We start from the raw sequence: 22,738 nt of genomic DNA, 5'->3' as shown, positions 1-22,738 counted from the left end.
GCGCCCTCAGGGATTTGCGAGCACGTACTTGGCGTGGCGAGCGTAGATACCACGGCCGTCCTGGGCATAGCGTTCGAGGATGGCCTTGCCCATGCCGTCCACATCGCCACAGCGATAGAGTGCCGCCGCGAGGAAAATCTCGCGGAGTTCTTCGGTCCGACGGTAGTCGGGATTGGCCATTTCGGCGAAGCTGCGAGGATCGGATGTGATCGGCTGATCGTGTCCACTCATGTCAGGCTGCTTGAGCAGCTCGGCCAGCACGGCCGCCGCGCGGTGGTCGCCGACCTGCGTCAAGGCTAGAGACACCGCCCGGAAGTGCGAGAACTTGTGGCTGGTCGTAAGCTTCTTCGTCTTGGCAAGGATGGCGTCCTGCGCACGACGATCGCCAATGCGCCCCAGAGCGATGATCATACTGTCTTGCAAGGATAAACTCGGGCCGAATTGGCCCATGCCGCGGTAATTCCAGCCGTCATCCCAGTCGGTAGCGGCTTGCACGGCAGCCAGTAGCGTATCGAAGCCGGTGTTATCGCCCAGCATGCCCAGCATGTGCGCATAGCGCAGCTTCTGCTCGGGCAGTTCGGCGCTGCGCCAGGCATCGCGCAAAAGCGGCAACGAGCGTTCGGGCTCAGCCAGCACAACGCTCAGCCGGCGCCAGTCGTCATCAAGCTGTTCGATGGCGGCGGTGAGCGTCGCCTGCGGCAACGGATAGTTATCCACGTCCGTCAGCACGCGTTCCGGCAGATTGCCGATGTCGACCAAATGCCGCTGCAGAGCCTTGAGGTCAATATCCCGTAGAGACTTCTTGCTGGCTGCGGCCATGGCGGCGGCTACACCGGCGGCGTAGCCGTGGTTCTGCACGTCGGGCTGCATGCGCAAGATCGGCATGGCATCGCGGTGGCCGCTGATGCCCAGGCCGGTCACCAACAAGCCGTCGACCCCACGCGGCAACAGCGACCGGAAAGGCAGGTCCGCGAAGACTGCGTCATGATCCGGCCCCTTGATGGTGAACAGAGGGTGGACGGTGTAGCCGTGCGAGTCGAAGTTACTGCGCGAGACGCAAATGGTGTCGGGATAGGTCCGCTGGTTGAAGATGTCCAGCGGCGAGACGATGAAGTCGCCGACGATGCGCCGGCGCTCCCGGGTCGCGATGAGCTGCCCAAGATCATAGGCGTGCTTGAAGCGCTCGCGGCCGAGAATGAAGGTCCGCCAGAGGTCGATGATATCGCTGTCGTCACTGAACATGTAGTCGGTATTGACGTAGTGCTCGCCGGGTTTGAGGGGCGACAGGCCCGTGCCCTGCACGCCGAGTTCCATCTCCTGGTCTTGGCATGCGGCGCCAGCCGCGGCGGCGATGTCGGAGTTGCCGGTGGAGTCAATGACGCTGTTAGCCAGGACGATGCCGGGCCCAAATGGCGTCGCCACGCAGACGCCGCTGAGCTTGCCAGCCGGGTCCAGCACGGCCCCGAAGACCAGCGACGAGGTCCAGATGTCGCCGCCCTGCTTGCGGATTTCCTTGCGATACCACTCGCCCTTGTCGATGCGATTCCAGTCCGGCGTACCAGGCACTTTGCCGATGGCGGCGTCCATCTCCGCCGTGAAACCGCAGATATGACCGTAGTAGTAGCGGGTGATGCCGCCAGCCGTGCTGATGCCACCGAGTTCATTGAGGTATTCGAGCAGCAGCGTCTTGGCGCCATGGCGCAACGCGCCGATGGCCGCCGGCCCGCCGCCCGTGCCGCCGCCAACCACCACGACGTCCCAGTTGCCCAGCACCGGCAGGTCCATGGCCACGGCCGGGCCGCCTTCGCCAAAACGATGCGGCGTCCGCAAAGGCTGCACGCGATAGCGCGTCGTCGTCGTCGGCAGGCCCGCACCAGTCGCCAGCACCTCGGCTTGCGCCCGACCCTTCGCCAACGTCGCTGCGTGCTCGCCAACGCGCATGCCAATGCGCAATGACGTCTCGATATTCAGCATGGCTTCCTGCATGTCATCGCAGAGGTCCGCACTGTGGCTCAACACCAGCACGTTGCTCAGCGCCGCCGGCTGGAACGCCGCCAGGTCCAGTTCGTCCACCACCACCTTACGCTCATTCGCCTGCTGGGAGAAAATGCGATTCGCCACGCGATGCTTCAGCCGGCCCGTGTACTCGACGATGTTCGAGCTCCAGCTCCAGTCGCGACACTGCTGCTCGACGGCCATCACGGCCTGCACGTTGAGCTCCTTGAGCGGCAGTGTGAAACGGTATTCCCACACCGGCTGCAGCGGCTCCAGACGACCATGGCCGCCGGTAATCTGGATATCATGCGGCCAGCGCCTGACACTGCCTTGCGCCGGCGCCGGGCCACTGCCGCCCAGGACGTAGCGAGTGAACTCGTAATCACCAGCCGGCAGGGGCTGCAGGGCAACGTCAGCCAGCTGCACCAGCATGGCGTTCTCCGTCGCGTCAATGAGCACCTTGGCGGCAATGCTCTGCAACCCCGAGCGGTTGGCAATAACCGCACCACTGATAACGCCTGCCTGGTCTTTGAGCACGCCCACGAGCTGCGAGTTGTACAGATACTGCACGCCGTTGTCCAGCAACTCGGCATCCAAAGCCCGCTTGATCTGCATGGGGTACGGCGGCAACGCCTTCTCGGGACGGGGCTCATCGCCGGCCGCCATCGCTGGCGTCTGCACACAAATTTCGCTCAGCAACAGGCGCTTGACGCCAGCTGGCCGCTGCAAACGCAGACGCAGCTGACGCGCGCGCAACCCCGGCGCCGATACCCGCAACGCCTTCGGCTTGTCAAAAAATTTCTCATCCAGCAGGCTGTTTTCAAAGCTGCTAACCACGCGGTAGCTGCCGTCGTCCTGGCGTACTGACAGCGTGGCGGTCTTGACGATAAAGTCCTCGCGCTGATAGGCGAAGACCGTGACGTTGTCCAGCTCAGTTTCTTTTTCCAAAGTGATATCGATATCGACATCGCCATCGTATTGCACGCTGCCTTGCGCGGCACCGAGGAGCTTGCGGTTGCGCAGCACGCTCTGGTCCTTGGTGTCGGCATGAGTCGCTGCCGAGGGCATACTGGCCGCATAGGTGAAGGGCAGTGTCGGCAGCAGGCCGCTAACGGGCTCCGGCGGGCGGCACATTGCGCACAACAGGGGCAGCTCGGACTGCGCGTAGTCGACCATTTCGACATAGCGGGACGTCTCGCAGAGGTCCTCACCCACGTAAGGCCGCGAGGAAATCAAGGCCACGCGCATGCCGCGCTTCGCCGCGGCTGCGGCCGCCACGACGGCGCGACTGCTGCCGCCGAGAACCAGCACATCCACGGCATTAAAGACCGGCGGCACCGCCGGTTGCTGCAGCGGAATGCTCTCCGCCACCAAGCCAACACCCGCACTCAGACAGCACGCGGTCGTACACATCACTTTTGTCATGGAAATCATCCTTTGTAACCCTGTTTATTGCTCAGTTAATGACTGCTTGCACCCAATTACGCATTGTTTGCCGCGCCGGCGGCGAAAGCGCCCTAGTCCTTCTCGCTGACGATGCGATTGCCCGCAAAGACCAGGCCCTTGACTGTGTCTGGATCGCTAAACACCCCCGGCGCCGGCACCAGCGACGATGCCACATAGCGGTTGTTGACAATGCGCACATCGGTAGCGTGGGTCACAAAGAAGCTCGCCCGGAACGGCAAGGGCTTGCGCCGCGGCGTGTTGTTCACAAAGACGTTGTCCTGGAAGGTCACATTGCCGGCGGAACTGATAAAGGCGATCAGGCCGAACGTGTCCACGAAGGTGTTGCCTGCAAAGAGCAGATCGGACAGTATCGGGTACAGCGTGCGTTCCGCCGACGGGTCGCTCTTCATGTACACGCCGATGTAGATGTCGCGCGCCTTGCCGTCATTGCCCACGTCCCGGGGATTGACCGTGTCAAAACGATTGTTGCGAATGACGACGTTGGACACGCCGTAGCCCTCGCTCCACACGTTGAAAGTGTAGCCGGTCTCAATCTTGATCGCGCCCATCTCGTTATGGCGGAAGGTGTTGTTCTCAACCGTGATGTCCCTCCCAAGCAGCAGCAGCCCCCGTGCCCGGTTGTCGTGAAAGAAGCAGTTGCGGATGATCACGTTGCGTGAGTCGTAGGTCCAGTTGAACATCACGAAGCCGTCAAAAAGCTGCTCCGGAACGGGATCCACAAAGCTGATTTCGTGTATGCCCTTGCTGGCGTCCACTGGTTTCGTGCCCGTGACCGCCGAACGGAAGCCCGACGGCGAATAATCGCCCTGGCGCAATTCCACGATGGTCCCCGGCGAATATGCGCCAATGCCGCGCACATTCTGCGTCGTGACCGTATGCGTGCCAGTCTTGCGCGCAAAACCCGAGTTGTCATGGACGTTCAGGCAGTCATCGGCACCCAGGCTGAACTCGCAGTCTTCCATCTTGAAAAAACCACGCGACTGGGCAATGTGGCAATGGTCGGCGGTGCAGGTGATCACGCGGCGCGGGTCGTCTGCCGGCGCGGCAATGCGCACACGTAGGAACTGCCAGTACTGCTGGGTGCCGCTGACGACGAAGGCGTGGCCAGTGCAAGAATAGATGTGCACGTCCTCAATCGTCAGATGGCGATTGCTGCTCATGGCAATGCCGTTGCGATCGTAGTAATAATGCTGCATACGAAATAACTGGCCCGGCTGAAAGGGATTACTGCCGCTGACGGCAACCCGCAGCACGTTGTCGCTGAGCCATGCCGTCTCAGGCTTGGCATTGCGGCCGACGATGAACTCAAAACCGCGATCAAAACCACCCTCAATGCCCACCGACCGCGTCGTCGGATCAAAGCTGCTGACGATGGCCACGCGTACATCGCGCCGCGGAAAACGCTCGTACTCCACAAACTTGAAATCGACGGCGTTCTCGCCGACACCAACCACTTCGACGACGCTGGCCAGCGGGTCCACCGCCCAGTCCCAGTCAAAACTGAAATCGCGCAACACCACCCGCTCGCAAAACCGCAGCACGAAATTGGACCCGCGCTTCTTCAGGAAGACCAGCTTGGCGCCCTTGCCGTCCAGCGTGAAATCGCTCATCTTATCGAAGACGACTTCCTCATCAGCCGTCATGCGGTAGGTCCCAGGCGCCAGCTCCAGCACGGCCGCGCCAATCTCCTGGCAGTGTTTGATGGCCTTGTTCAGCGCGGCAGTGTTGTCCGCGGCGTCTTCGCTGAAACCAAAATCGGTGGCGCGGACCGTGGCGGCGCCGGCCTTGGGCTGCGGGCGTTCCACGGTGAACTCCTTGGCACCAGTAGGCAGCACGCCCATGTCGCCGGTGTAGGGCACGGCATCGGCTGTCACCGCCGTGAAGTCCTCGCCGGTGCCCTCCTCAATACTGAAATCGCTAATTTCGGCCTGGATGCGTCGCAGGGTGTGCATCTGAAAAGCGTAGTCGTCTATCGCCGTGCCGGTGCGGAAAGCCATCTTCTGCATTTGCTCGGGCTGCGCGGCGAAGATATTCCGGCGCAAGGTATCGTGTTCGGGGCCTTCATAGCTGAATGGCCGGCTGAGAAAATGCAAACAGCGCTCTTCCGGCAGCGGGTCAATGATCCGGCAACGGAAGCGCACCACGTAGTTCGTGCCGGGTTTCAGCAACCCCGGCGTCGTCCGCAACTGCCAGGTCCACACGGCATCAGCCGACAGCCCCCGGCTGTCTATCAGCAGCGTCTTGCCGTCAGCGGCAAGCTTGCTGTGCTCGCTGTTGAGTACGAACTGCGTGCTGTCCGTAAAATCCGTCATGATTCTGGTGTCCGCCGCCGCCGGCAAGGCCGACAAACAGACCGAGGTCATCGCCATCAGACAAAATGTACGCATGAAAAAACCTTCGTTGGCTGAGATTGTGGACACAAAAACTCCTCACGGCGGCAGTTTCACCACCGCCCGGAGGGCATCGGCGGAAACGAGTAATGTAGGCCGCCGCGCAGGCTTTTTCGAGCATCAATCTGGAATTATCCGCAGGAAGCGTTACACTTTCGCGCACGCTAAGGCCGCCTCAAAACAAGCAGATATTTTCTGGAATAAACGCCCTCATGACCAGCATACTATTGAAGAATGTCATCCACGAGCAGCGTCCCTGCGATGTGCACATCGTCAATAACCGCATCGCCACCATTGCGCCGGCAGTGGCGGCAGCGACGACGACACCAGCGGATCAGGTGATTGACGGCCATGGCCGCCTGGCGGTCATGCCGGCGTTCTACAACAGCCACACCCACGCAGCCATGACGGTCTTGCGCGGCTACGCCGACGACCTCGAGCTCTTCACTTGGCTGAGCAAGTACATCTGGCCAGCCGAAGAACGCCTCAGCGCCGAAGATATCTACGCGGGCACCCGCTTGGCCAACCTCGAAATGATCAAGTCCGGCACGGTCTTCTACAACGACATGTACTGGCTACCGGAAGCCACGCTGCGTGCCGTAGACGAAATGGGCATGCGCGCCATGATCGGCATGCTCATGATCTGCGGCGAGGACGGCGAGATTCTTCCACGCAATCTCAATGCCAGCCGCCCACTGCTGGAAAGGGCCGACAGTTTACCCGAGCGCATCCGCATTTCCTACGCGCCACATGCTGTTTACACCGTCAGCGAGAAGACCCTGCGCCGCCTGGCCGACGACGCCCGCGAACAGGGCCGCTACGTGCATATCCACGCATCAGAAACCCGCCGCGAAGTGCAGGATTGCCAGAACGCCCACGGCGGCCTCTCGCCCATCGCCTACCTCGACCAGCTCGGTGTCCTCAGCGAACGAACCATCCTGGCGCATTGCGTCCACCTCAGCGAGGACGACATCGCCATCATCCGCGAACGCGGTGCCGTCATCTCGCACATGCCAGCCTCAAACATGAAACTCAGCAATGGCAACTTCAATTTTCAGGCCGTGGTGGAAAAAGGCCGCTGCCGCGTGACCATCGGCACCGACGGCTGCGCTTCCAATAACAATCTGTCCATGCTCGAAGAAATGAAGCTGGTCGCCCTTCTGGGCAAGGCCACGTCCGGCGATCCCACCGTGGCCAAAGACGGCCTGGTGTACGACATGGCCACCCGCAACGCCGCCGAGGCCTTCGGGCTGGACGCCGGCGTCGTCGCCGAAGGCAAACTGGCCGATCTCATCCTGGTGGAGCTCGACCACCCCGCCATGGTCGGCGACTACAACATCGTCGCCAACCTGGTGTACGCCGCCGATACCAGCGTCGTCCACAGCGTCATCTGTGATGGCCGGGTCCTTATGGAAAATCATCACGTGCCCGGCGAAGACGAAATCGTCGCCAAGGCCCGCGAGGCATGCCGACGCATCAAACCCTGAGTAGAACGGGCAGGACAAAGGTTCAGCACATATCTTTATCTAGAGGTCGTCCGAAAACGATATTTCCCCGCCGTAAGCGTGCTTTCGACCTTTCTTTAGCCACAAAATAGCCATAACTTCTGCGAAAACAGCGGTAAAAATCCCGGCCCGAGCCCTCTGCTGCTGACGCTCAGCGCGTGGCGGCAAACGCGAAGCGAATGCCGCAAGGTGTTGTCTACCACGATAAGTGGTCGCGTTGCTGCCAACTACGATGACCGAAAAGACGACACGACCATCACCAACGAGGCGCTCAATGGTCGCGTTGCTGCCAACTACGATGACCGAAAAGACGTTTTTTCGAACCTCGCCACGGCCCAGCTGGTCCAGCTGTCCCTCGCCGCGAAGCGGCAGAAGCGCTGAAAGCGCGAAACATACCAGCCCAGGGCAAGCGGCGCCGAAGGCGCGCGCCGCCCTGGGTAGCGCGCCCATTATGGCCGTGTTCCTCGGCCCATTCGGCCCCAGTCGGCGCAGCTGACTGGGGCCGAATGGGCAATGGAACCCACCTTTTGGCTGGCACTGTCGCACCCATTCAGGGTGACTGGTATAGCAGGAAAGGTATTTATCGAAAAGCCCCTCGGCCCTTTCCTCCCCCTCGCAAAACCTAACTATTCCTTGTTTCGGCTCAGGCGTCGACGCCGTCAATGACCACGCCCTTGGGCGCGTGGATGATGCTTGGGCGGCCCCGTTCGAGACTGACCTCGATGGGCCCGAGTGGCGTCGGATAGCGTCCCTTGGCGTAGTCCAGGTCCACCAAGTCCGGCGCAAAGGCCATGCGTCGGCAGCCGGGTTCCAGGACGCTCAACCCCAGCACGCGGTGCATCAGCCACGCCGCCGGACCGGACGCCCAGCCATGGCAGAGACTATGCCGCAGCCCCTTGTAGCAGTAGTTGCCGAAATCAGCATGGAGGTCCGCCTTGCCGGGCTGCGGCAGTTCGTCAATGCGCGACGCATTCTCGACCCAGCTCAGATCGAAGTCCTCCCAGAATGTCGTCGCGCCGTAATCGAGCATGGCGCCCCAGTAGGTCCGCAGAACCTGCAATGCCGTGACGTTCTTCTGCGCCAACAGCGTGTACAAGCCCATGAAAGTGCTGTTGCCAGCACAGGGATTCGCTTCCATGACCGCGCTGCGATCGGCCAAGCCGCTGAGCATCTGCAGTGCCGCCGCAGGCTTGCACTGCCCGCAATCCGGTACGTGCCGCCGCAGCTTGGCGATGATCTCGCGCTGCGCCGTGCCGTCTTCACCGAGGGCCACCAGCAATTTTTCCGCCGAGATCATGGTCATGAGCATCAGCCCTTGCAGGCCGGCATGAGTGCCGGCGGGATTATCCCGCGTCGGCCAGTCGAGGAAGCGCGCGCCGGTGAGCTTCTCGCTGCCATCCTCGCCCACGCAGCCGGCAAAGACCTGCAACAGCCCCAGCAGGTAGTCACGCTGCTTAGTCAGGTAAGCCAGATCGCCGCTGTGCATAAAGTAGTCGTACTGGTTCTGTATCCACCACAACGAATAGGAGCTGAAGCCGTGCATGAATTGCGGCAAGGGCGTCTGGTCCCGCACGTAGTCCAGGCTCTTGGGAATCAGCGATAAATCCGTGAACAACGTCAACATCGTGCGGACTTCCGGATTGAGGTCGCCCATCCATACCAACCGATCGCGTTTGATGCCGTCGTAGATGTAGTCCTGCATGTTCAGGTGGACGGTGTATGCCGCCGTCTGCCACACCCGGTTCAGACGCTCGTCACTGCACTCGAACTGCCCGACGTATTCCAGGTCGTGATACAAGGCCACCGCCTGGATGTTCTGCAGGCGCAGATTGCCTTCAAGGACATCCACACGCACAAAGCGGAAGCCGGTATTGCCGTATTCCTGCGCGCCCATTTTTGGCAAAATCAGTTCCGTGTCGTGAATGCTATGGTCCTGATTGGGCTCGGCCATGACTTCGCTCACCGACTCGCCAAAACGCAGCCGGATGCGCACAATCTCCTTGCCCTGCGAGATTATCTTCACGCCGCCGTGGAGTTCCCGCCCGAAATCCAGTACCAGATAGCTGCCGGCCGTTGGTATCTCTAGTGCCGGCGTATTCCAGATGTTGCATTGCGTCGCCGGATTGCCCACCAGCTGCTCGGGCCGATCAACGCCCTGCGAACAAACTACCCGCTGCACACTCACATACTCCCGCACCCGCGGATCCACCACGCCATCATACATCGTCATCGCCACCCACCTTTTTCTAACTTCGACAATACATCAAGCCGGTTGGCACCATCATTGGCCGCCCACCCATAAAAACGCACATGGCCTTCCGGCGGCAACCCATGTCACAGCCGGAAGGCCATACTATAACCACAACGGCGGCGCTTGGTACCACGCCTCGCTTGTCGTTTTTAGTCCATTTTGTTTGAGGTCGTCCGAAAAGCCTCGCGCGAGAGCATTGCGCGCGCACGCTAGAGACAAATCGAAAAAGTGCCACATTATGCTGAACGCGATCAGATTCCGCAACGAAAGGTCGCACAAACATTACGGGGAACGTCATGGATGTGTTCTTTTCTCTATCCGAATTACCAGTTGTTTGCGACCACTGCCAACAGCGACTTGACTGATTACGCCGCCGAGCTGCTGGCCGTCATTGAGCGTTTCTGCGAGTACTAGACGATCGATGTCTTGCTCTCGCCTCGCGATCCTCGCCTGTCATCGCCCCAGACGCTGGTCGACCACCTCAACGCCGTGTTCAACGCGACTTGGCAGGCCATACTGGATGCTCAGCTTCAGGATTGCCTGACCGAGAAGCTCGACGATTTCATGGAGTCCAAGCCCCCCGAGCTTTCCTGGTAGTCGGTGGTACCTCATTTCGTCCATACAACGGCAGCAGAAATTCGCGCAGTTGTATGATGCAGTCAAGAAGGCTGTCGGGATACCTTGACGGAGAGACCTTTTTCATGAACGCCTGCCATTGATAAAACTGCGTCAATTATATAACCTCTGAAGCTGTCTTGAAAGTGCTCCTCCCTGTTTTCTGATATGTCGACGTAACCCCTCAATTAGTGCCACTGGCCGTTCCCACAGTCTTTTGTTGTCAGCGCCAACATGCCACTAAGATAGCTATTTTGGGGGCACAGGGGGGCACCATGCATATACCTGAATAAGGCGCCCGGATGGCGACGCAACTAAGGTGCCATTCATAAATTACGTTTACACATTGCAGTGCAAACGCTCTATCATGTCATACCTTGTCGCCGGCCAACATTTCCCTGGCCGCGAAGCGGCAAGCGCCCTGGAGGGGCGCTGTCATCGTAGCCCAGATCGGATGGGGCAACGGGGATTGCGCCCCGCGCCCTTCCACACCACCGGACATGCGGTTTTCCGCATCCGGCGGTTGAACAGCACCGGTTCTGTTATGACCGGTTAAACGCTCCAAGGCACAATAAGACCGTATTTGTCCATGGTTTTGTTGCTCAGCGCCGTTTGCATCAGCTGTGATTTCGCCATGCACCAGGCTCCTCGTGATGTTTTTGCCCATTGTAGCATCCTTCCCGTTATTCCGAGTGCAACCAACGCCTTTCTTCGACCGGCGTCTGAGTGCCAGCGTATCCAGAAGCACTTTCTGATGTGCCTCCTTATCCAGCCCGCCGTATTGGCGACGTTGCGTCTTTGCGTGGCGATTTGGAAATAGTTCCACCAGCCCGTGGCGTATTTCCGCCATTGGCCTCGCAGCTGTTCGCTCGTCAGGTTCTGCCTGGCGTCCCACAGCCTGCGGACCTCGGCCTTCATGCGCTCAAGCCGTTTGGTCTCCACTTCCATCTTGCCATCGGAATGTATGGTAATTCCCAGGTAGGCCGTGTCATCACTTTTCCCGCTTCTGCTCTTGTCCCGATTGACAGGTATTTTCAGCTTCGTCTCGATCCACTCGACAATATCTGACAGAATGCGTTCGGCCGCGCGGCGGCTTCCGGCATAGATGGCCACGTCGTCCGCGTATCGGGTAAACGGCAGCTGCCGCTTCTCCAGTTCTTGGTCCAACGGGGTCAGATAGATGTTCGCCAGCAGTGGCGACAGAGGGCCGCCTTGCGGCGTGCCTTTCGTTCGTTTGGTCCGAGTGCCGTCTTTTTCAACCATCGGGGCGGTCAGGTATCGGCCGATCAGTTTCAGTATTCGTTTGTCGGTAACCTCTTTACGCAGCTCTCGCATCAGGATGTCGTGGTTGACTTCGTCGAAGAAGCTCTTCAAGTCGATGTCCACCACCCAAATCCGTCCTGACATGATGATCTCCTGGGCCCGGCGAATCGCGTCATGCGCGCTCCGATTGGGCCGGAAGCCGTAGCTGCTGTTGCTGAAAAGAGGTTCCCACCGTAAGCTCAGCACTTGGTGAAGTGCCTGTTGGATCAGTCGATCCTGTACGTTGGGAATGCCTAGTTTGCGCGTACCGCCGTTCGCCTTTGGTATTTCCACAGCCAGGATGGCTCCCGGAATGTATGTCCCTTGTCGGACCTTTTCCCATATCTCCTGACCATGTTTCCGCAGGTGTTCGGCAGTCTTCTGCACATCCATCCCATCGACTCCGGGCGCGCCGTCGTTGGCTTTGACCGCCTTCCACGCCGCCCATACGTTCTCGTTGTTCAACACCTCCTCCAGGCTCGGGCCTGGTGCTGTTGCTTGGATTGGTTCGTTACGCACGTCTGACATGTTCATTCTCCGCCTCGAAAACTACGGTTGATACCCGTCTTGGTTCCACACATCCATTGCTTCGCCGCCACCGGCCCGCCGTCCCAGCCAGTCGTCCCAGCCGTTTCAGTGGTTGCATCTTCCTTATTCGCTTCCTTGGCGAGTTTGTCCATCGTTGCGTTTCCTGTTCTTCGGCCCTTCGCTCCACTGCCTTTCAACAGCTTCTACGCTACTATGGCCTCTGCTGACTTCTCCAGCGCTCTCACGCTGGAGATCTCCCCGGGTAAGGTGCGAGAACGTAATTGGCCCGTGCCGCCGGACTCTACACTGCGTGTCTTTCGGTGACTGTTGGATTTCGCGTTTAGCCGCACGCTCATCGCCCACGCCATGCCTCACTGTCCGTTCGTATCCCTGCGGTCGTGCCGTTGCCAGGGCTTCTTTCGCCTGACGCCCTCGCGGGCGCCTACTTGCCTTTCGCTACTCTTGTTGTCACTCAATGAGTCCCCAAGCCTCCTCTAATCCGCAGATTTTATGGGAGTGGGGGATCGTTCTCGCCCATGCCGGGCACACGGCAAGCGACGCCGAAGGCGGCGCGCCACCCTGGGTACAGCGCCTATTGCGCTCGTGTTCCTCGGCCTCTTTGGCCCCAGTCGGCGCAGCTGACTGGGGCCAAAGAGGCAATGGAACCTCACCTTTTTTTGTTTGCGATGTCGCACGCTTTCAGCGTGCCTGGGTATAGCTGTCAATGTAATTATCGAACGGCCCCTAAGGTGGGTCAACGACATAGAATTGCTCCCACAGGGCGCCACATCATCAAGAAAGCGACCTGGAATGCCGTGCAGCGGCTGCTCCAGGAGCATGCGCGCTTCAACGGCCGCCAGCAGAAACGCCTTTCGCCCCTGCGGGGGCTGGTCTTCTGCGGCTGCTGCGGGGGGATCATGAAGGAAAGTTTCACTCGGAAGGCGCCCGCCAAAAGCTACCGGTATTATCTCTGCCAGAAGGATACCCGGCGCATTCGCAGCACCTGCCCGCTGAAGCGCGTGCCGGCTGCTGAACTGGAGTCCCTCCTGCTTTCGGAAATCGGCGTCATGCTGGCCAAGCCGGAAACGCTGGCGGGAGTCATGCAGGCAGCAAAGGAACTCGACGCGAACGGCGGGCGCTTGCAGTCCAGGCAGGTCCTGAGCGCCTGCGGCGACCTGGCCAAGGTCTGGGACCTCATGTTCCCGGTCGAGCAGTACAAATTCATGCGGACGGTCATCGCCAAGGTCACCGTCCACCCGGACAAGGTCGCCATCGAATATGACACCCATGGCCTGGAGCATGTCATCGCTGAAACAAAGGAGGTGAGCGCGTGAGAAACGTGAAGAAGCTGGTCAATGGCAATATCGAGGTGACCATCGACACCCGCTTGAAGTACGACGGCCACAAAACCGTCATCGTGCAGCCCGACACCGAACTCACAGCCCTTGACCCGGACACCATGACGGCCTTGCAGAAAGCCGTCGTCCAGGGCTTTCAGTACCGCGACGCTCTGGAGTCCGGCCAGGTCCGCTCCGTCTCCGAACTGGCCCGCAAAGAAGGCCAGGAACGCGCCTTAAGCGCAAAGTGGTGGACGTATCTCGTTTGCAGTATTACCTTTGCGAGTGATGCAACCGGACATTCCATTCCTGTCCATGCCTATTTGGATTCCCAAATCATTTTTTTGACGGTGTTTTCACACCAGACGACGAAAAGCGTTTATCCGCCAGCGTAACTTTGCTTGAGGCTCTTTCGCCCGTCAAGCATCCGCCCCTGAAAATCACTGCACGTGCCAAGGCAATGGGAGCAGCACCGTGATCTTTCGCTACTGGGCATCTCTATGGCCGTCTGTCCGCTCTATGTGGGCAATGCTGCATAACGCTGTCGGGCAGCTGCCCCTGCATCCCGATTCGACCGTGGCCGAGCAGGAGACCAGCGTCAACGGTCTGGTGACCGCCGTGCGCTCCCGCTCCAATCTGACCACGACCGTCGGCTACGACGGCCTGCGCCGTCAGACTTCCGTCACCGCTCCCCGCACGGGAACCGCGACTGTCACCTATCACACGGCCGCCGGCAAGATTGGTCTGGTCGCTTCGGAAAGCGATGCCGCCGGCAATACCACGAGTTACGAGTACGACGAGAGCTCCGGCCGCCTGCTCTGGAAGAAAAACGCCCTGAATCAATACACCCGCTATGCCTACAACGCCCGTGGCCAGCAGACCCGCGTCTGGGGCGACGCCGACTATCCGGTCGAGTACGGCTACGACGCCTACGGCCAAAGAATCACGATGACCACCTTCCGCAGTGGCACTGCCTGGAACGGCGTCGCTTGGCCCGATCCCGCCCCAACCGGCGACACCACCACCTGGACATTCGACGCCGCCTCGGGCCTGGTCACGGCCAAGACCTACGCCGACGGCCATGGGCCGACCTACGCCTACACGGTGGACGGAAAACTCGCGACCCGCACTTGGGCGCGTACCGACGCCAACGACAACCCGCTGACAACGACCTATTCCTACGACGTCGCCACCGGCGAACTCCTCGGCATCGACTATTCCGACGCCACTCCCGACATCGCCTACGCCTACACCCGCGCCGGGCAGCCAGCCACGGTCACGGATGTCGTCGGCACCCGCACCTTCACCTACGACGCCCAGCTCCAGGACGTCTCCGAGGCCATCGTGGGCCTGTACAACAAAACCTTGACCCGCAGCTACACGACCACCGGCATGAAGGGCCGGAGACTTGGCCTGGCCGTAGGCGGCGTTTCGAATTACAGCTATGGTTATGACATGTACGGTCGCCTGAACCAGATCACCACCCCCGCCGGGGATTTCGACTACACCCGCCTGGCCAACAGCGATCTGGTCTCGCAAATGACCCGCCCCAACGGCGTCACCACCGCCTGGACCTATGAGGCAAACCGCAATCTCATCACCCAAGTGCAGAACGGCGCGATCTCCACCTACGGCTACACGAATGACGCCATCGGCCGGCGGACCTCCATGTCCCGCGCCGGCTCGGCCCACCCGACGCCCGACACCATCACCTACAGCTACAACGACCGCTCCGAAGTCACTGGCGCGTTGTCCAACGTGGACGCGTCCTACAGCTACGCCTATTCCTACGACCCCATCGGCAACCGCATCTCCGCCAGCGAAGCCGGCGTACCCTGGACCTACACCACGAACAATCTCAACCAGTACACTTCCGCCACGGAGAACAACGTCCAGTTGAATTTCACCTACGATCTCGACGGCTCCATGACCTACCGACCCGTCAATGCCGCCACCGGCTGGACCCAGGTCTGGAACGGCGAAAACCGCATGGTCGAGACCACCAAGGGCGACGACCGCCTGACCTTCCAATACGACTACATGGGCCGCCGCGTGGAAAAGAAGGTCTACGACGGCCAGACTCTCACCACCCACCTCAAATTCGTCTACGACGGCTTCAAACTCATAGAGGAACTGGATGCCCTCAATCCCGATTCATCCCTGCGCCGCTACACCTGGCAGCCCGATGATGCCGGCTTGGACGTGCTACTACAGATGACCGACGTCCCCAACGCGGCGCACTCCTTCCACCTCCATGATGCAAATAAGAATGTGGTGCAAATCGCGAGTGCTAATGGTCTCGCCAGTGCTTGGTACGCGTTTTCACCGTTTGGGGTGGCAATCCAAGCAAAACCACTGATATTTGGATTTAGTTCAGAATATTTCACAGATGAAACAAAGACTGTTTCGTATAATTATAGATGTTTATTACCCCGTTTTGGGAAGTGGATATCCAGAGACCCAATCAACGAACTCGGCTTCCAGTGTGCCGCGGGATATGCGCAGGCTCCAGATGCCGAAACGTCTGAATTTGACCGGACGAGGCAGATGCTCGTTCAGTTTCAGTTTCTGGAACAAGTGTTATCGATACCTGCTGGCAGTCTGTCAGATCCACTTGAACACTTTGTTTGGGAGTATGAAGCAGCCATCGCAAGTGGACGTTCAGGCGTTCCTGAGTTTTCCGCTGAATGGAATCTCTATCTCATGATCAGCAATGATCCGCTCAACTCCATCGATATTCACGGACTGAGTAGCTGGGCGATTGGGCTCCCTGCGGCTGGCACTTGCGCTGCATTAGACGGCCCTCTCCCGATTGGTGATATTATCGCCATTGGCATTCTCGGATGTTGCGCCCTCGCAGAGCTTGACAAACCTCACGGTTGCTACCCGTGTATTCCTTCCGTTGGATCAACGGCGTTCGAAGTGCATACGGTTCCCCCGGCAAGACCTCATAAACCCCATAGAGGAACGCATACGCACCATTTCCAGATGCACCAGAGTCCTTGGCCGATATGCAGGTGTTTCTGGAAGCGTGACTACGTTCCGCCCACCGGTGGTGCTTCTCCATTGCCAAGTGAAGGTCCCGTGGTTCCGGCAGGAGGAGGTGGAGCTTACTGATATGAGTAACAATCGCTTACTTTACTCGGACGGTGTTGAAATCCGTTCTGGGGATCGCGTTCTTGTGAACGGCTGGCGGCAAGGCCTCATAGTCAAAGTGTTTCAACCTGGGGAAATCGAAGCTGCGCACTACGCCTTGTCTGAAGGGGGATTCCTCGTTGAGTTCGATACCGGAGAACTTCAGGCGTGGCCACAGGCTGACGAAGACATAGAGAAGCTGTAGAAGTTGAACTGACCTCTGAATCCGTGAAGTAAATGTGTATAGGCATCTTCCCGGTTTTGCGAAAAGGACTTACTGGGAGTTTTCGTGGCTCAAAAATTTTGATTTAATAGCCCTCTTGTGGACGTCTGAAAGAAGCCAATTCATTTCCAACCAAGGGCTTGCACGACCTATAGATATCACTCTGTTTTCGTATTTCTTCATTCCTTGGCGCCGACACCTCGCACCATTATCCATGACTGGTAGAAGCCGTCTGTTTTCTGAGCCTCATCACCGACAAACGTTCACTATTTCAAACAGCAAAACCATGCGTCGCCTCTTGCCCATCCTTTTCCACTTGTAACGGAAGTTTGAGGGGTTTTCAACACAATCGTGCCTAATTTTCTTTTTTTTGCTCGAAATGTAGTCTAGATACTTGACAAAAATTTGTGTTATATTATTTTCTATCTGTACTTAAGTATTGTAGGCTAGTTAAAATGGGGCAGACTATGAAATACCGGGTTCAGCAATTCAAGAAGACGCAGCACGGGAAAATCTACCATTATTCTTGGATCGGGTACAGCTACCGGACAGCGAAGGGCACGCCTACCTTCAAGCGTGTGGCCAGTTTGGCTGGGCTTCCTCCCGAAGCGGTCAAGGCCATCAGCAACTCTCTTTCGTCAAATGGCGAATCCAGTGACACCAATCTCAAGGTCGAGTTTTTGTCGGCCATTCCGCTTGGCGCGGAGGCCGTGGCGCATCACTTTGCTGATGAACTAGGCATCCTTGACGCGCTGGCTTGCCTGCCCGAACGGGATCGAAAAGTGGTTCTCGCCTTGATCCTTGATCGAGTCGTGGAGGCCTTTCCGCATTCCCGGAAGTCGCTGTTTGAAAACCTGCCAGGCAGCGGTCTGTCCCGGGTATGCGGTTTGGACGACGAGGATATCAAGCTGGAGCAGATGTATTATGCTCTGGATCATTTGTTTCCCTGCCAGGATACCATCGAACACTATCTGTTCAAACGGAATCATCCGAACCAATCGCGCATGTTCCTGTACGACATCACCAGCAGTTATTTTGAGGGCAATGCGTGCCCGCTGGAGGCTTTCGGCTACAATCGTGATCACAAGCAAGGCAAGAAGCAAATCGTCATCGGCATGCTCACCGACCAGGCTGGCTGTCCCGTAAGTGTGGAGGTCTTCGAAGGAAACACCAGCGACCAAAGCACCGTCATGGACAGAATTGACTCGATGAGGAAAAAGTTCGGGATCGAGGAAATGGTCTTCATTGGAGATCGGGGCATGCTGACGCGGGCGAGACGCAACGACCTGACTGCCAGGGAATATGAGAAAATCAAGTACATCACGGCCTTGAGTCGCGACGAGTTCACCCGCTTTGTCGAGGATGACGATCACCCGTTGCAGCTGTCTTTGTTTGACCGCACCAGGCTGGTGCAAGTGTCGCATGACGGAATCAACTATGTGCTATCCTACAACCCCGAGTTGGAGGAACGCAACTGCGCCGACCGCGATAGAATGCTCGAAAAAACGGAGGCCGTCCTCAAAGGTATTGAAGCCAGTGTGCAAAAAGGGCGTCTGCGTCAGGAAAAACTCATCGCCAAAAGGTTGTTCTCCAAGTTCGACAAATGGAAATGCGCGCGCTTCTTCGATGTCGACTATGGCGAAGGACGTTTCAGCTATCGCCGCAAGGACGAACTCATTGAGTCCTACCGCGCCATGGACGGCTTCTATGTGTTTACCACCGATATCCTGGACATAAGCGCCGAGCAGACACGGGATGAATACCGTGGACTTCAGCAAGTGGAACAGACCTTTCGAACCATGAAGACGACGGATATCTTCATGCGCCCCATTCGTCTGTGGAATCCGGAGCGGGTCAAGGCGCACATTTTTGTCTGCATGCTGGCATACATGATCATCTGGAAGGCCCGCCACAAACTGGCGGAATTCACGGAGCCGCAAGGAGACCTGCGTGTTTCATTGCAAACGGCCTGGAGCAAGCTGGGCGAGCTGCAAATAGGGAAAATCAAGTTGGGAGACGAAGTCCATGAGCAGTTGAGCCAGCCGGAGGCTCAATGCCGGCAGCTACTCAAGCTGGCCGGATTGAGCGCATCCGCCATCAGCAAAAGTTTCCTACGTGGGTAGAGCGAAATTTCGCTGAAATTTCCCCGACCCACGCAGGAAATCACGGCGAGGCCCTCAAACTTCCGTTGTAAGCGTTCGCCCAGCCCATATCTCCGCATGTGTTTCGCGTGGTTACATTAGCACCTGAACGCGAAAAGCCCCGGTCCGCGTGAAGCGGATCGGGGCGGTGGCGCGATAGTGTGCGGGTAGTGTCAGTTGCGTGCGGGAGTCCAGTTGTGTGGCAGCAAGGAGTCAATGTCGTTATGCCGGGTGGTGCCGAGGCGGGTGACTATAGTGTACCCACAAAATCGGCCAAGGACATAAGCGCAGAAGACATTGGCCATTGGCTTCCAGCAAGAGCCCATCCGAAAAGTCCCCAGACGACTTTTGCCTGTCAAGACAGCCTTCATCCGGCGTTCTTTTGATCATAATCCGGCGTTCTTTTGACCGTAAAATAAATATGACTGCCGAAAAACAACGGAGAAAAGTTCAGCACATACTATCGCCTGCTGACGCTCAGCACATTGCGGCTGTCGCGAAGCGAAAGCCGCAATGTGCTGAGCCGAAAAGGGATAGGTGGGGGAGCGCGAGGGGGAGGAAAGGAGCAATGCTCCTTTCCTCCCCCTCGCAAAACCTACCTATGCATTTCGGACGGCCTCGAGCAAGGGGGCCGGCGTGGTTGTGAAGGCTGTCACAGATGTCGTTCAGGCTTAATGAATGCGCCAGATGCGCATAAAGCATAGCCATCACATGGCTGTTGGCGCTGAAGGCTCGCGTCTGGATTTTATACTTTTTGGCGAGGTTGTCGATAATCCGGTCAGGTATCCAACTTGCAATTTGCGCAAGGACTGACACAGTACTTTTCAGTGGATTCATGGTACCTCCTATGGTTGCTTGCAAGGCTACCATTAAGATGCTGTGAATCCATTTTTTACTAACTCACCGTCAAGTTATGGGACGGCTGTGAACCGAATCAGTATAAGATATTAGCTTCAACCAATTGCACGATAAAGGTAAAATATCCTGGTACAGGACAAGAATTGAGCTGGGATAAAAAAACAACAATTGCTGAACACGAGACGTTCCATGTTAAGGAATCGGAAACTAATTTTAGCGATGTGATTAAATTATACGAGGCTGCAGATGGTAAGGTGGTTTGTGGGGAGAAATGTGCTAGAGCTAGAGCCCATCCGAAAAGTCCCCAGACGACTTTTTCCTGTCAAAACAGCCTTCATCCGGCATTCTTTTGACAATAAACCGGCCTTCTTTTGACCATAAAATAGATATGACTGCCGAAAAACAACGGAGAAAAGTTCAGCACATGCCCTTATCCGCTGACGCTCAGCACATTGCGGATGTCGCGAAGCGATAGCCGCAATGTGCTGAGCCGAAAAGGGATAGGTGGGGGAGCGCGAGGGGGAGGGAAGGGTCAATGACCCTTCCCTCCCCCTCGCAAAAACCGACTGTGCTTTTCGGACGGCCTCGAGCTATAACAGATTACCTCGATTGTTATTGCAGAATGAAAAAAGAATATAACCTTTATAAAAATAAAAAATATGATTGCGAAAAATATGCTCCAGGGTTGCAAATGGATAGAGTTTGTAATGAAGAAAAAAGGAAAGAAGAAGTATATATGAATAAAGTGAAAGAGTGTGAACATTCTATGAACGCTATACGTAACGCCTGCACACAATAGGCTTTTTGTATGATATGTATGCTGGCCTAGTGATCTCCTATTAATATTTCAAATGAGAGGAAATCAATAGCATGAGGACGAACAGAAAATCGTTGTATGCTAACGTATTTTATATATGTGCTCTTGTATTGTTATATTCAACTAACTTTTCCTGTATAAATCGTGCGAAAGAAATATCACCATCATATACATACGATGATGCTGAGATTGTAATCAAAGACTCATGGGAACTTATGCGCAAAATAATCGAAAACTTAGTGGAAGTAGATGATAACCCTACGATTGTGGGTTATGATTTATATTACAAATCAAGAGAAGAAATATATAAAACATTGGGAAAATATGGATTTTCAGAAAAAACAACTAATCAAGAAATGGAATCCTTTCTTAATCATATCAAGGAGGGCGACTATTCAGGAGAAATATTTACTTATGATGTCGTAACCTCTGCCAAATCTGATATTTATATTTGTCAAAGAGTCAATTATATCTTTGTATTGATGATATTTAAGGAGGCTAATGACGATATTAGTCTTTTTGGTTTCATAAGAGATGACAGGCCAGGAGTGACGATTAGGTGGCAAAAAACATGGAGTAACTATATGAATATTTTTTACTGACGCTGCGGATTCTAATCAGTGGATTCTTGACCGCTTGTACGCATAGTATTCTCGGAGGTTGGAGGCAAGACTAGGGCTATATGCTCATGTTTGAATCAGTTTTAGAACAATATGGCTGGCAAGCTGGGTCTGATGGCCATATTCGTTAGGGAAACGAGGTGGGAACACATCCAATTTCCAATATCTTGAAATGTCCCATACCGGTGAATTTTCGGGGATGCAAAAAAATAATAGAGAAATGATTTCCGAGAATATTTTCAAACTACCTGACGCCTTATTTTAAACGCTCTCCTGTGCCACCTGCGATACTATGAAACGGATAAAACGCCACTTGCCCATCCTTTTCTGCTTCGCCCTCCTGCTCTTCCCGGCGTTTTCGCTCCGGGCTCTTGAACTGCTGCCCTCGGCGGCTTCTCTGGGGCGTTTTCCTGCCAACCAGGCGCAGGAGCGGGTCTTCACGCTGCGCAATTCCTCCGAGGCGGCCGTGGTGGTCGACGCGCTGCGCACGAGTTGCGGCTGCCTGACGGCCGACCTGTCAAACCGGGAGATTCCGGCGCGCGGCCAGGCCTCTCTGACGGTGCGGCTTCCGGCCGAGGGCGTTTCCGGGCCGTTCACGCACATGGTGTTTTTGGAGACCGGCGGGGAAGTCCGCGCTGTCCGGCTTACGGGCGAGGCGGTGCCGCTGGTCGCGGTCAGTCCGCAACGCATTCTCGCTGTCGGGACGCTGCCCGCCGGTCAGTCCTGCCATCAGGAGTTTTTGCTGACCACCGTGGCGCCGGCGGAGTTCGGCGAACCCGAGACGGTCGGGACCGGCGTCGCAGCCAGGCTGGAACGGCAGTCCGACACCCGCTGGACCCTGGCCGTGACCTTCACTCCCGAGCGTGAGGAAACTTTGTTCCACCACCGCGTCAAGCTGCCGATGCTTTCGCCGGCGGGCTGGCGGCCGGTTGAAATCATCCTTCACGGCAGAGTGCACCCCCAAGCCGGAGCCGGGCCATGAAAGTTCTTGTCTTTGTCCTTGTCGCCGTCAGTCTCTTTTCCCTCCCCGTCCGGGGTCAGGCGCCATCGTCAGCCGTCCTGCCGAAAAGTCTCCAGCTGGTGTTCGGCCAGGCGGCGGAGACGCGCTATGTTCCCCGCGTGCGGGCCATACATGAACTGCCGGCGAACCTGACGGCAGAACAGGTGAGCGCCTGCTATGAGTTTTTGAATCGGAAACTGGCGAGCCAGCCACTGCCCGATCTGGAGTTCAACGGCCTCAAGAACGAGCTGGTGTTCGCCCTGATGCGGCAACGCCGGCGGCCGGAAGAGCTGGCCGCGCGCCTGGTCGCCATGTATCGCGAGCAAAGCCACGACGAGACGTGGCGCGACTATTGCGTGCAGTTCTTCGGCAAGTGGTATGCGGACGCGCCGCGCAACGCGGGGCGGGAAGCCATGGCTGCGGCGCTGTGGGAAGTGCTCCGGACCGAGCGGGCGAACCGTTTCGCCGTAAGCGTTCGCCCAGCCCATATCCCCGCATGTGTTTCGCGTGATTACATTAGCACCTGAACGCGAAAAGCCCCGTTCCGCGTGAAG

General features: G+C 57.4%; 17 protein-coding genes and 1 pseudogene. 12 read left to right on the top strand and 6 right to left on the bottom strand.

The genetic code is table 11. The features are described from left to right. Positions 1-6: 6 nt before the first annotated feature. Together J3R75_RS17175 and J3R75_RS17170 are read right to left on the bottom strand one after the other, a co-directional pair. Positions 7-3,420, bottom strand: a complete 3,414-nt coding sequence (locus tag J3R75_RS17175; RefSeq protein WP_307264199.1) for an FAD-dependent oxidoreductase — start codon at positions 3,418-3,420, stop codon at positions 7-9. Between the two features lie 92 nt (positions 3,421-3,512). Further along, positions 3,513-5,849 carry a right-handed parallel beta-helix repeat-containing protein gene (locus tag J3R75_RS17170; protein ID WP_307264198.1) on the bottom strand — a complete coding sequence of 779 codons (2,337 nt, stop codon included), beginning with the start codon at positions 5,847-5,849 and terminating at the stop codon, positions 3,513-3,515. 215 nt (positions 5,850-6,064) lie between these two features. On the opposite strand from J3R75_RS17170, the gene J3R75_RS17165 reads away from it, so the two are divergent. Further along, complete coding sequence (locus tag J3R75_RS17165) at positions 6,065-7,339, top strand: amidohydrolase (protein WP_307264195.1); 1,275 nt, start codon at positions 6,065-6,067, stop codon at positions 7,337-7,339. Positions 7,340-7,549: 210 nt separating this feature from the next. Then, a complete protein-coding gene (locus J3R75_RS17160) occupies positions 7,550-7,738 on the top strand; it encodes a hypothetical protein (RefSeq protein WP_307264193.1) in 189 nt (62 codons plus the stop codon). A 262-nt stretch (positions 7,739-8,000) separates the two neighbouring features. On the opposite strand, the gene J3R75_RS17155 is transcribed toward J3R75_RS17160, so the two are convergent. Continuing rightward, positions 8,001-9,587, bottom strand: a complete 1,587-nt coding sequence (locus J3R75_RS17155; protein WP_307264190.1) for a family 78 glycoside hydrolase catalytic domain — start codon at positions 9,585-9,587, stop codon at positions 8,001-8,003. A 447-nt stretch (positions 9,588-10,034) separates the two neighbouring features. On the opposite strand from J3R75_RS17155, the gene J3R75_RS17150 reads away from it, so the two are divergent. Then, positions 10,035-10,205, top strand: coding sequence for a hypothetical protein (locus J3R75_RS17150; protein ID WP_307264187.1), 171 nt, complete (start codon positions 10,035-10,037; stop codon positions 10,203-10,205). Positions 10,206-10,775: 570 nt separating this feature from the next. Here the strand turns inward: J3R75_RS17150 and ltrA are convergent. Both ltrA and J3R75_RS17140 read right to left on the bottom strand, forming a co-directional pair. Further along, on the bottom strand, positions 10,776-12,053 hold the full coding sequence (gene ltrA, locus J3R75_RS17145; RefSeq protein ID WP_307260209.1) for a group II intron reverse transcriptase/maturase: 1,278 nt from the start codon (positions 12,051-12,053) through the stop codon (positions 10,776-10,778). A gap of 2 nt (positions 12,054-12,055) precedes the next feature. Beyond that, positions 12,056-12,205 (bottom strand): hypothetical protein, encoded by a 150-nt coding sequence (locus J3R75_RS17140; RefSeq protein WP_307260211.1) that lies wholly within the window; start codon positions 12,203-12,205, stop codon positions 12,056-12,058. Positions 12,206-12,868: 663 nt separating this feature from the next. Between J3R75_RS17140 and J3R75_RS17135 the strand changes: the two genes are divergently transcribed. The 5 genes from J3R75_RS17135 to J3R75_RS17115 all read left to right on the top strand — a co-directional run bounded on the left by J3R75_RS17135 (position 12,869) and on the right by J3R75_RS17115 (position 18,871). Continuing rightward, positions 12,869-13,387 carry a recombinase zinc ribbon domain-containing protein gene (locus tag J3R75_RS17135; RefSeq protein ID WP_307264185.1) on the top strand — a complete coding sequence of 173 codons (519 nt, stop codon included), beginning with the start codon at positions 12,869-12,871 and terminating at the stop codon, positions 13,385-13,387. Further along, positions 13,384-13,785, top strand: coding sequence for a hypothetical protein (locus J3R75_RS17130; protein ID WP_307264183.1), 402 nt, complete (start codon positions 13,384-13,386; stop codon positions 13,783-13,785). The genes J3R75_RS17135 and J3R75_RS17130 overlap by 4 nt, the downstream gene beginning before the upstream one ends. A gap of 133 nt (positions 13,786-13,918) precedes the next feature. Then, the gene (locus tag J3R75_RS17125) at positions 13,919-16,507 is read left to right on the top strand and encodes an RHS repeat domain-containing protein (protein ID WP_307264180.1); all 2,589 of its coding nucleotides are present in this window, start codon (positions 13,919-13,921) and stop codon (positions 16,505-16,507) included. 1 nt (position 16,508) lies between these two features. Continuing rightward, positions 16,509-16,730 carry a hypothetical protein gene (locus J3R75_RS17120; protein WP_307264178.1) on the top strand — a complete coding sequence of 74 codons (222 nt, stop codon included), beginning with the start codon at positions 16,509-16,511 and terminating at the stop codon, positions 16,728-16,730. Between the two features lie 485 nt (positions 16,731-17,215). Continuing rightward, positions 17,216-18,871: an IS1634 family transposase gene (locus tag J3R75_RS17115; protein WP_307259061.1), complete on the top strand. Its 1,656-nt coding sequence runs from the start codon at positions 17,216-17,218 to the stop codon at positions 18,869-18,871. A 639-nt stretch (positions 18,872-19,510) separates the two neighbouring features. Here the strand turns inward: J3R75_RS17115 and J3R75_RS19920 are convergent. Beyond that, a pseudogene (locus tag J3R75_RS19920) lies at positions 19,511-19,726 on the bottom strand (DUF4372 domain-containing protein); the annotation flags it as partial. Between the two features lie 643 nt (positions 19,727-20,369). Between J3R75_RS19920 and J3R75_RS17105 the strand changes: the two are divergent. From J3R75_RS17105 to J3R75_RS17090, 4 genes are all read left to right on the top strand, one after another. Then, positions 20,370-20,546, top strand: coding sequence for a hypothetical protein (locus tag J3R75_RS17105; RefSeq protein ID WP_307264173.1), 177 nt, complete (start codon positions 20,370-20,372; stop codon positions 20,544-20,546). Positions 20,547-20,617: 71 nt separating this feature from the next. After that, complete coding sequence (locus J3R75_RS17100) at positions 20,618-21,166, top strand: hypothetical protein (protein WP_307264172.1); 549 nt, start codon at positions 20,618-20,620, stop codon at positions 21,164-21,166. A gap of 310 nt (positions 21,167-21,476) precedes the next feature. Continuing rightward, positions 21,477-22,166, top strand: a complete 690-nt coding sequence (locus J3R75_RS17095) for a DUF1573 domain-containing protein (protein ID WP_307264168.1) — start codon at positions 21,477-21,479, stop codon at positions 22,164-22,166. Further along, positions 22,163-22,711 carry a hypothetical protein gene (locus tag J3R75_RS17090; protein ID WP_307264165.1) on the top strand — a complete coding sequence of 183 codons (549 nt, stop codon included), beginning with the start codon at positions 22,163-22,165 and terminating at the stop codon, positions 22,709-22,711. Before J3R75_RS17095 ends, J3R75_RS17090 begins: the two co-directional genes overlap by 4 nt. The last annotated feature ends 27 nt before the right edge of the window (positions 22,712-22,738 follow it).

The sequence above is a fragment of the Oligosphaera ethanolica genome (genome assembly GCF_030814695.1).
GTDB lineage: Bacteria > Verrucomicrobiota > Lentisphaeria > Oligosphaerales > Oligosphaeraceae > Oligosphaera > Oligosphaera ethanolica.
The sequence above is the reverse complement of the archived record's forward strand: the minus strand, read 5'-3'. Positions and strand labels throughout refer to the sequence as shown.

Excerpts from the sequence above, each read along its gene's own strand:
- ltrA (WP_307260209.1), bottom strand. The coding sequence starts at position 12,053 with ATGTCAGACGTGCGTAACGAACCAATCCAAGCAACAGCACCAGGCCCG.
- J3R75_RS17120 (WP_307264178.1), top strand. The coding sequence starts at position 16,509 with ATGAGTAACAATCGCTTACTTTACTCGGACGGTGTTGAAATCCGTTCT.
- J3R75_RS17090 (WP_307264165.1), top strand. The coding sequence starts at position 22,163 with ATGAAAGTTCTTGTCTTTGTCCTTGTCGCCGTCAGTCTCTTTTCCCTC.
- J3R75_RS17155 (WP_307264190.1), bottom strand. The coding sequence starts at position 9,587 with ATGACGATGTATGATGGCGTGGTGGATCCGCGGGTGCGGGAGTATGTG.
- J3R75_RS17165 (WP_307264195.1), top strand. The coding sequence starts at position 6,065 with ATGACCAGCATACTATTGAAGAATGTCATCCACGAGCAGCGTCCCTGC.
- J3R75_RS17175 (WP_307264199.1), bottom strand. The coding sequence starts at position 3,420 with ATGACAAAAGTGATGTGTACGACCGCGTGCTGTCTGAGTGCGGGTGTT.
- J3R75_RS17095 (WP_307264168.1), top strand. The coding sequence starts at position 21,477 with ATGAAACGGATAAAACGCCACTTGCCCATCCTTTTCTGCTTCGCCCTC.
- J3R75_RS17170 (WP_307264198.1), bottom strand. The coding sequence starts at position 5,849 with ATGCGTACATTTTGTCTGATGGCGATGACCTCGGTCTGTTTGTCGGCC.
- J3R75_RS17125 (WP_307264180.1), top strand. The coding sequence starts at position 13,919 with ATGCTGCATAACGCTGTCGGGCAGCTGCCCCTGCATCCCGATTCGACC.
- J3R75_RS17140 (WP_307260211.1), bottom strand. The coding sequence starts at position 12,205 with ATGGACAAACTCGCCAAGGAAGCGAATAAGGAAGATGCAACCACTGAA.
- J3R75_RS17105 (WP_307264173.1), top strand. The coding sequence starts at position 20,370 with ATGAAAAAAGAATATAACCTTTATAAAAATAAAAAATATGATTGCGAA.
- J3R75_RS17100 (WP_307264172.1), top strand. The coding sequence starts at position 20,618 with ATGAGGACGAACAGAAAATCGTTGTATGCTAACGTATTTTATATATGT.
- J3R75_RS17115 (WP_307259061.1), top strand. The coding sequence starts at position 17,216 with ATGAAATACCGGGTTCAGCAATTCAAGAAGACGCAGCACGGGAAAATC.